Annotated in this window: 5 protein-coding genes; all 5 read right to left on the bottom strand. The window is 56.5% G+C overall.

Features of this window, described 5'->3' with window-relative positions; genetic code table 11:
- Positions 1-327 precede the first annotated feature (327 nt).
- The 5 genes from O3C79_RS08300 to recQ all read right to left on the bottom strand — a co-directional run bounded on the left by O3C79_RS08300 (position 328) and on the right by recQ (position 6,039).
- Entirely contained in the window at positions 328-909 is a 582-nt protein-coding gene (locus tag O3C79_RS08300) for a PhnA domain-containing protein (protein ID WP_494385546.1), read from the bottom strand.
- Positions 910-1,025: 116 nt separating this feature from the next.
- Positions 1,026-2,357, bottom strand: a complete 1,332-nt coding sequence (locus O3C79_RS08295; protein ID WP_494385545.1) for a KamA family radical SAM protein — start codon at positions 2,355-2,357, stop codon at positions 1,026-1,028.
- Positions 2,358-2,664: 307 nt separating this feature from the next.
- Positions 2,665-3,459, bottom strand: a complete 795-nt coding sequence (locus O3C79_RS08290) for a hypothetical protein (protein WP_494385544.1) — start codon at positions 3,457-3,459, stop codon at positions 2,665-2,667.
- A 22-nt stretch (positions 3,460-3,481) separates the two neighbouring features.
- A complete protein-coding gene (locus O3C79_RS08285; RefSeq protein WP_494385543.1) occupies positions 3,482-3,907 on the bottom strand; it encodes a YqaA family protein in 426 nt (141 codons plus the stop codon).
- On the bottom strand, positions 3,904-6,039 hold the full coding sequence (recQ, locus tag O3C79_RS08280; protein ID WP_494385542.1) for a DNA helicase RecQ: 2,136 nt from the start codon (positions 6,037-6,039) through the stop codon (positions 3,904-3,906). The genes O3C79_RS08285 and recQ overlap by 4 nt, the downstream gene beginning before the upstream one ends.
- Positions 6,040-6,124 lie beyond the last annotated feature (85 nt).

The following is a 6,124-nucleotide window of genomic DNA, read 5'->3' as shown; positions in this document are numbered from 1 at the left end:
TACAAAAGGTGCCAACACGCTTGCGAACCCTTTTGAAACAAAATCTTATATGAACCGGAGTAAATGAGTTCATTCACGCGAATAATAAGATTCGGGGTAAAGCCTAGTGAAAAAGTTCGGAAATAACAGAATTAGAGCGGAATATTTACGTAAGGATTTGTAGACAGTTAAAGCGCGATATCTGTAAAGTTTTTGGAAATCAGGGAGTTAAACAGGCGTTTAGCTCCCCTTTTCCATGTTGTCAATAATTCAATCAAATTGCTGCATAACGGAAGTTCATTCATACACATTCAGAATGCCTGAAATCTGCATGCAGCAAGCGACAACTTATTTCTGCTTCTTGACAAACTTGGTCAGGATAACAATATGTTGACCGTCAACACGGCCTTCAATCTGTTCCGGGTTATCCGGTACCAGCGAGATATTGCGCACAGCGGTGCCGCGCTTGGCCGTCAGGCTTGAGCCCTTTACGTTCAGGTCTTTGGTCAGCGTAACGGTATCACCGGCTTCCAACACGGCACCGTTGCTGTCCAGGTGACGAACCTGTTCGTCATCATAGAGGTGATCACCCGTCGCTTCTGCCCAGCTCTGGGTTTCTTCGTCCAGATACATCATATCCAGCAGGTCCTGCGGCCAGCCTTCGGCACGCAGACGGTTGAGCATACGCCAGGCCAGAACCTGTACTGCCGGCACCTGGCTCCACATGCTGTCATTCAGGCAGCGCCAGTGGTTGGCATCAACCTGATCCGGATTTTCAATCTGGGTACGGCAGGTGTCACACAGCAGGACAGACTGATCCACGCTGTCATCGGAAGCAGGCGGGACCGGAAATACAGCCAGCGCGTCGGTCGCGCCACAGAGTTCACATTTTGATTCGCTGCGGGTATGCAGTGCCTGTTCGATGGACATGGTCAAGCCTCCTGTTAATGAAGCCGCGCATTATGCCAGAAACCACGCACTTTTTGGGGCCATAAACGCAAAAGGCTGCCAACTGGCAGCCTTTGATTACGCGCTTTACACAAAAATCAGTCTTCGAAGAAGAACTTCTCTTCGCCAAAGGCCGGCTTGAGGTGGTTCAGCCAGGTCGCCTTTTCATCATAGGCGGCAAAGAACGGACGCTGGACCCAATCCGGGTTACGCCCCTGGATAAAGCGCAGCACAAACACTTTCTCGCCGTTGATCTCGGTAACACCCTGAATCTCGACCTTGCCAGGTGTCGCTGACATGGACGGACCACGGGCAGTACGGGCAATACCGCTCACCTGCTTCATGGCTTCACGGTAGGTGTTCCAGGCCTGTGCCAGCGGCACTTCAAAGTAGTGCTGGGCACCGGTGTCACGCTCGACGAACATGTAGTACGGCTGGATACCCAGCTCCACCTGAGTCTGCCACATTTTGGCCCAGTCATCGGCTTCGGTGTTGATATGGTTCAACAGCGGGCCCTGGCTGCGGATATGCGCGCCGGTTTCACGAATACGGGCCACCGCCTGACGGTGGATATCGGTTCCCATCTCGCGCCAGTGATTATAGTGCGCCATGAATGCGAGGTGCTTGCCGGCAGCGATGATATCGCGGAACAGATCCATCAGATCATCGCTGTCTTCATCGGTGACGAAGCGGTACGGCCAGAAGGTCAGGGCCTTGGAGCCAATACGGATGGTGCGGATATGATCGAACTCCGGTTCCAGCAGCGGTTCCAGGTAGGCACGCAGGTTCTTGGTTTTCATCACCATGGGGTCGCCACCGGTGATCAGCACATCGGTAACTTCCGGGTGTTCACGCAGGTAGTCACACAACTGGCCGGATTCCTTGGCGGCAATTTTCAGGGACTGGTCACCGACAAACTGAGCCCAGCGGAAGCAGAAAGTACAGTAGCTGTGACACACCTGACCGGAGCTGGGGAAGAACAGCACGGTTTCGTTGTACTTGTGCTGGATGCCGTTAACGGGCTCGCCGTTTACGCGCGGGATATTGTGCTCCAACTGACCGGCCGGATGCGGGTTCAGTGCCTGACGCACCTCGTTCACCACACGCTTGATCTCGGCCTTGTCTTCAGTAGCAAGGGCAGCTTCTACCGCATCGAAGTGTTCCGGCTTAAGCATGCCACGCTGCGGGAAGGTCAGCTGGAACATGGGGTCATTGATGGCATCATCCCAGTTGATCAGCTGTTCTATCACGTAGTTGTTGACCCGAAACGGCAGTACGGAAGCGACCACTTCCATTTCATGCTTCAGCTGTTCGGGCAGTTGCTGCAGCTGTTCGATCTGCTGCAGGTGACGGGCGGTATAAACCTTGAAGGCTGGAGCCAGTTCAGCTTCAGCAATTTGGACGGCATCGATGGGCGTATGTGAGTTCATGAGCTCCCTTGAAAATTACGGTTAATCTGAAACCAAAACAGCAGACAAGCCAGACTGACATGCCTGTGTTGAAAACAGATGAAACGGGGACACTCAGGAGGGGCCTTGACGGAAGGTGTCAAGCCAGTGAGAAAGGTCCAAGTGTAACGGGTGGTTGCACAATGGATCTGCACAGCAAAAAAGCAGCAAACTGGCAGGATAAAACCTGCAAAAACCGCGATTACCCGCTAAAAGCCTCCAATCAGCCTGAGTGACAATGGCGCGCATTGTCCTACAGGGCACCGCCCGGGTCAAGAAAGCCTCAGTTTCAGCCCTCGGGCGGAACCGCTAACCAATTGATTTCAATAGCCGTGGCCGACCCAATGACCACATGGCTCAAGCCGGGGGGCAACATTGCCCATCCCGGGCTGACCAGCACCCTTCCGCCCATGATTTCAGCTCGGGTCTGCGGGTATAACGGCGTCTTCGTGGGGTCGGCAAAGCCGTCTGGCCAGAGGGGTTGATTGGTAGCGGGATCATATTTGTCGCTGGCGCCCAGGGTATGCAGGAACTCATGCGCAGCCACCAGGTTATTGCGCCCCAGATGGTCGATACCCGCCAACCCATTTACCAGGCCGATCTTGCCACGCTGAAGTCCGAGAGAGTGGCGCGGCAGCGCTTCAGGGCTTCCTGGCAAATGAAAGTTCATGAATATGCGCGCGTCGACCTCGCCGGAATAGGTATCATGGCGCCAGACCCAAAGCCGCATTCTCAATGACCACCAGATCGCATCCAGAATGCTGGCATCATCCGGAACCTGAGGCGGGCTTGCCCTGACCTGAGGCGCCAGCGCCACTTGCACTGGTTCCTGCAACGGCAGGCGGTAGCGCTTGGCCTCCCGGCTGAAAAACTGTTCGATATCGGAAAAATGTTCGGAACGCAGCTGGCCGATAAAGGCCTCGGTCAAGGCAGCCCCGTCAGCGTTGATCGGGTAGATCGCCACCTGAACCGGCCGCTGCCACCAGAACTCATTGATGCGGCTGAACCAGATATTGGCCAGCAACAGCAACAGAATCAGCAGCAACAGAAACTGGATAGCACGCAGCAGAAAAGTCCGGTTCATCCCTTTTAACCCGGCAGGCGCCTCACGAAAAAAAACCGATAATCAAAGCATAGCGCAGAGCCTTGCCCAGCGTAATCATGACGAAGCTGAGCAAAAAGTTGAATCTTAGCCAGCCGGCCACCAGACAGAGCGGGTCACCCACCAACGGCAGCCAGGCTAACAACAGACTCGCAGGTCCATACTTCTGCAGCCAGTCTCTGGCTCGCTGATGGCCAGGCTTATCCAGTATCTTCAGCGGGTAGCGCCTGGCAATCCAGTAACCCATTCCCCAGGTCAGCAGGCTGCCCAGCACGTTTCCCGAGGTAGCGGCGAGCCACAGTGTCCAGGCTGAATGCTGGTTCTGGTTCAGTAACCAGGCCAGCAGCGCCTCAGAGCCCCCCGGCAGCAGGGTGGACGAGACAAGGGCACTGAAGAACAGCGTCAGCGGTGCCGGTAACGCCTCAATCACATCTCCATTCCCTGACGAATGCAGCGCAGCACACCATAGTCGTAACGGCCTTCCAGTGCCTCGTGAACGGATTTGAGCGAATCACCGAACTGCTGCTGGCAGAAACGGATAGTGTTTTCGATCTCGCTGCGCTCCTTGGCAGGCAGCTCAACCACGTCATCCACCGCGATGAGCCCATCCCGAATGGCCTGAGCCAGGTGCCCGTAGATGACGTTTGGAGACAATTTCTGCTGCCGCGCCACCTGCTCCACTGTCATGCCGGTGCGGTAAAGCATCAACGACTGTTCGGCCTGGTCATTGTGGCCCGCATCCGCTTGCTGGTTATGCTCGGCAATCAGTTCCAGGAAAGGATCACCGTAAAGGGCCAGTTTGCGCTCCCCTACCCCGCTGAGACGGCGCATCTGCTCCGACGTCAACGGCCGGTAAAGTACCATCTCCATCAAGGTGGCATCGTGGAAGATGACATAGGGCGGCACATCCTGCTCACTGGCCAGCTCCTTGCGCAACGCACGCAGGGCTTCCCACAGTTGTTTCTCGTCTGCATCCAGCCTTTGCTGTGCCGCAGAATTGCGTGGCTTGTTGCCCGCACCGCCCCCCGAGCGGGTGCGGATATCACGGCGCAGTTCCAGCGTTTCCTCACCTCTCAGCAGCGGACGGCAACGCTCACTCAGGTGCAGTACGCCAAAGCCCTGTGGGTCCACATTGAGATAGCCCCGCGCCACCAGCTGGCGAAACACCGAACGCCACTCACGCGCATCCAGATCCTGACCAATGCCCCAGGTCGACAGCTGCTCATGGCCGCGCTGCCGCGTCTTGTCATTGGACTGGCCACGCAGAATATCGATGATGTAATTCACCCCATACTGCTGACCGCTGCGATAGACCGCGGACAATGCCTTACGCGCAGCTTCGGTTCCTTCCCAGACCGGCACGGGTTCGAGACAGGTATCGCAGTTGCCACAGGGCTCGTGATCGTTCTCACCGAAATATTCCAGCAGGGCCTGCCGACGGCAGCTGGTGATTTCACACAGGCCCAACATCGCCTCCAGCTTCTGCCGTTCGATCTGTTTCTGTGCATCCTCTGCCCCCGAGCCTTCCAGCATCTGGCGCAGAAAGATTACATCCTGCAGGCCATATACCATCCAGGCATTGGCGGGTTGACCATCACGACCGGCACGGCCGGTTTCCTGATAATAGGCTTCGATAGAGCGCGGCAGATCCAAATGTGCCACAAAGCGCACATTGGGCTTGTCTATACCCATGCCAAAGGCAATGGTCGCCACCATGATCACCGACTCTTCGGTAAGAAAGCGGTGCTGATGGTGCTGACGCAGCCCGGCATCCAGGCCTGCATGGTAAGGCAAGGCGTTGAAGCCCCGCTCACACAACCACTCAGCCGTCTCTTCCACCCGCTTGCGCGAAAGACAGTACACCACCCCCACATCCTGCGGGTGCTCTTCGCGGATAAAGCGCAGCAGCTGCTCCCGAGCCCGGTCTTTCTGGCCAATGCGGTAGCGAATGTTGGGACGGTCAAAACCGCAGATAAAACGCTGGGCATCAGTCAATTCCAGGCGGTCGATAATTTCCTGGCGGGTACGCGCATCGGCAGTCGCGGTCAGTGCGATTCGTGGCACACCCGGAAACAGCTGCTTGAGTTGGTTCAGCTGCATGTACTCCGGACGGAAGTCATGCCCCCATTGGGACACACAATGCGCTTCGTCGATGGCAAAGAGGGACAGACGACACTGGCTGAGCAGGTTCTGTGTACGCGGTGCCTGCAGCCGTTCAGGGGCCACATAGAGCAGATCCAGCTCGCCCGTGCGCAACTGATGTTCGGTCTCCTGCAAATCCTCCAGTGTCATGGAGGAGTTCAGGCAACCGGCACGGATGCCCAGCTGAGACAGGGCACTGACCTGGTCCTGCATCAGGGCGATCAGCGGAGATATAACCACGCCACAGCCCTCGCGCACCAGCGCCGGCAGTTGATAGCACAGGGATTTACCGCCACCGGTGGGCATCACCACCAAAGCGTCACGCCCCTCGATGAGCGTTTTGACCACCTCATCCTGAGGCGGGCGGAAGGATTCGAAGCCGAAGACATCGGCCAGTATGTGTTGGGCACGCTCAATCATGGGCGGCATTATCCGCAATCACTGCCATGAAGTCATCCTGCACCATATCCCTGACCGACGGTTCGGGGTAGAATCATCGTTGTTT

The organism is Marinobacterium sp. NO-S09, from assembly GCF_059179545.1.
Note: the sequence above shows the minus strand (reverse complement) of the source record. Positions and strands in the feature narration are given on the sequence as shown.